Below are 2,826 nucleotides of genomic sequence, written 5' to 3'. Positions count from 1 at the left end.
CTGCAAGCCGGGCGCAGCGTCATCCTCTACACCGCGCTTGGCCCCACTGCCGACAGGGGCGCCGAAATCGACCGGGAGGAAGGCGCCCGCCACAGGCTTGGCCGCGGCCTCGGAGAAATCCTTCGCAACCTGACGGTGGAACAGAGCCTGCGTCGCGTGGTCATTGCAGGCGGCGACACGTCGAGCCACGCACTCGGCGAGACGGGCGTCGATGCCCTGACAATTCGCATGCCGCTGCCCGCTTCGCCGGGTTCCCCGCTTTGCGTTGCCCACTCGCGCGTCAAGGCGATCGACGGACTGGAGGTCGCGCTCAAGGGCGGCCAGGTCGGGACCGATCGCTATTTCTCAGCCATCCGCGACGGCCTCGGCGGTTGAAACAGCCAGCGCCTGCGTCCAGGTGTTGGCCGTGGGAACATCTCAGCGCGCGAAATACGCCTTGCCGGGTGGAAATCCCGGTAACACCCGGTATTATCTGCGAAAATGCCGAAGTCGGGAGGATGCCGGGTGCAGACCAAGAAGATCATCAACGATGGCAACCGCGCCGTCGACGAGATGCTGGAAGGCATCCTGGCAGCGCATCCCCGCCATCTCAAAAGCGTGGACGGCAGTCCACGCTCCATCGTCGCCCGCGACGGGCCGCGCCAGGGCAAGGTGGGCCTGGTCATCGGCGGCGGCTCGGGCCACGAGCCGAGCTTTCTCGGCTTTGTCGGCAAGGGCTTGGCTGACGCTGCGGCCATCGGCAATGTCTTTGCCTCGCCGCCGCCGGACCCGATCCTCGAATGCGCCAAGGCGGTCAGCGGCGGCGCCGGCGTGCTGTTCATGTACGGCAATTATGCCGGCGACGTGATGAATTTCGACATGGCGGCCGAGATGGCGGCGATGGACGACATCGAGGTGCGCACGGTGCTGAGCACCGACGACGTCGCCTCGGCACCGCGCGACCAGCGGCACAAGAGGCGCGGCGTCGCCGGCAATTTCTTCATCTTCAAGGCGGCCGGCGCCGCCTGCGACCGGATGTTGTCGTTCGACGAATGCGAGCGCATCGCCGGCAAGGCCAACGACCACACCTTCACCATGGGCGTGGCGCTGTCGCCCTGTTCGCTGCCGCAGACCCGCCGGCCAAATTTCGAGATCGGGCCGGACGAGATGGAGATCGGCATGGGCATCCACGGCGAGCCCGGCATCGCACGCGAAAAGTTGAAAACAGCCGATGAGATCACCGACGAGATGCTGGACAGGATCCTCGACGAGATGGCGCCGGCGCGCGGCGACAAGGTCGCGGTGCTCGTCAATTCGCTGGGCTCAACGCCGCTGATGGAACTCTACATCATGAACCTGCGCGTGAAGCAGAGGCTTGATGAGATCGGTGTGTCCATCCACGCAAGCTGGGTCGGCAATTACTGCACCTCGCTCGAAATGGCCGGGGCCTCGATCACGCTGCATCGGCTGGACGGCGAGTTGCAGACGATGCTGGACCACCCCTGCGACTGCGCCATGTTTCGCGCCGGCTAAACCCACTCTGTGGCAAGGACTAAGACATGACGACAATCGATACTGCCCGCCTTGTCACGATGTTCGCGGCGATCGCAAACTCCATGTCAGCAGACAGGGACAGGCTGTGCGCGCTTGACGGGGTTATCGGTGACGCCGACCACGGCATCGCGATGGAGCTTGGATTTTCCGCTGCGCGCGATGCGGTGGCCGGACTGGACACCGCGGCGACCGATCCGACCACCTTGCTGAACACGGCGGCAAAGTCGTTCCTGAATGCGGTCGGCGCCTCCTCCGGTCCGCTCTATGCGACCGCGCTCATGCGCGCCGCGGCAGCCGTCAAGGGCAAGACGGCGCTCGACGACGCGGATGTGGTCGCCCTGTTCCAGGCCATGGCCAAGGGCATTCAGGATCGCGGCAAGGCAGAGCTTGGCGAAAAGACGATGATCGATGCATGGGCGCCGGCGGGGCAAGCGGCGGGCGAAGCGCTGGCCTCAGGCAAGGATCTGGCCGCCAGTCTCAAGGCCGCCGCCCAGGCGGCAGAGACAGGCGCGGAAGCGACCAAAGCGATGGTGGCCACCAAGGGCCGGGCATCACGCCTCGGCGAACGTTCGCTTGGCCATATGGATCCGGGCGCTGCGTCCGCCGTCACCGTGATCGAGGCGATGCGGACCGCCTTGACCGACTGATCATCAGCGGACTTGCCGCGTCTTTCAGCGCTTGGCGTCGAGCTTGTCGACGGCCTGCACGTTCGCGGCAGATGGGCCATTCGGATCAAACTCGGAGGCAAGCCATGCGTCGGCGATCGATTTCGCCAGTTCGGGACCGATGACGCGGGCGCCCATGGTGATGATCTGGGCGTTGTTGGACTTGGCGGCGCGCTCCGCGGAATAGGTATCGTGGGTCAACGCGGCGCGAATGCCCGGCACCTTGTTGGCAGAGATGCTGACGCCGATGCCGGTGCCACAAAACAGGATGGCCCGGTCGTAGTTGCCGTCGAGAATTTCGTGGCCGACCGAGGCGGCGATATCGGCGTAGAAGCCGGCCTGGCTCAGGTCGACGACCTGCAACTCCGGCTTGGTGGCGAGATGCTTGGCGATGACATCGAGCAGCGGCTTGCCGGCGCTGTCGGCTCCGAGTGCGATCTTCATGATGATGAACTCCTTTGCTTTTGTCTCTGTCTCTTTGATTTGACGCAATTCCGGACGGAAAACCGCTTCACACTTTCCCGGAATTGCTCGCGCGGTTAGCGCGCGATGGCGGCCGACGCCTTTCTCAGAATGTCGATATAGCCTTCCGCTTGCCACGCCGAGCGGCCGATGAACAGGCCATCAA

Annotated in this window: 4 protein-coding genes and 1 pseudogene; 3 read left to right on the top strand and 2 right to left on the bottom strand. The window is 64.7% G+C overall.

Going from position 1 to position 2,826, the window contains the following annotated elements; translation table 11 throughout:
* The 3 genes from ENZ74_RS27790 to dhaL form a co-directional block, all read left to right on the top strand.
* On the top strand, positions 1–375 hold a 375-nt coding region (locus tag ENZ74_RS27790; protein WP_281059739.1), incomplete at its 5' end, for a nucleotide-binding domain containing protein.
* 129 nt (positions 376–504) lie between these two features.
* Entirely contained in the window at positions 505–1,512 is a 1,008-nt protein-coding gene (locus ENZ74_RS27785) for a dihydroxyacetone kinase subunit DhaK (RefSeq protein ID WP_063167518.1), read from the top strand.
* 26 nt (positions 1,513–1,538) lie between these two features.
* A complete protein-coding gene (gene dhaL, locus ENZ74_RS27780) occupies positions 1,539–2,180 on the top strand; it encodes a dihydroxyacetone kinase subunit DhaL (protein ID WP_027163948.1) in 642 nt (213 codons plus the stop codon).
* A 24-nt stretch (positions 2,181–2,204) separates the two neighbouring features.
* Here the strand turns inward: dhaL and ENZ74_RS27775 are convergent, their stop codons facing one another.
* Positions 2,205–2,642: an RpiB/LacA/LacB family sugar-phosphate isomerase gene (locus tag ENZ74_RS27775; RefSeq protein ID WP_024502451.1), complete on the bottom strand. Its 438-nt coding sequence runs from the start codon at positions 2,640–2,642 to the stop codon at positions 2,205–2,207.
* A 95-nt stretch (positions 2,643–2,737) separates the two neighbouring features.
* Positions 2,738–2,826, bottom strand: a pseudogene (locus tag ENZ74_RS35375) (triose-phosphate isomerase); the annotation flags it as partial.

The organism is Mesorhizobium sp. M7A.F.Ca.CA.002.15.2.1 (assembly GCF_003998715.1).
In the GTDB taxonomy this organism is placed as follows: domain Bacteria; phylum Pseudomonadota; class Alphaproteobacteria; order Rhizobiales; family Rhizobiaceae; genus Mesorhizobium; species Mesorhizobium ciceri.
Note: the sequence above shows the minus strand (reverse complement) of the source record. Positions and strands in the feature narration are given on the sequence as shown.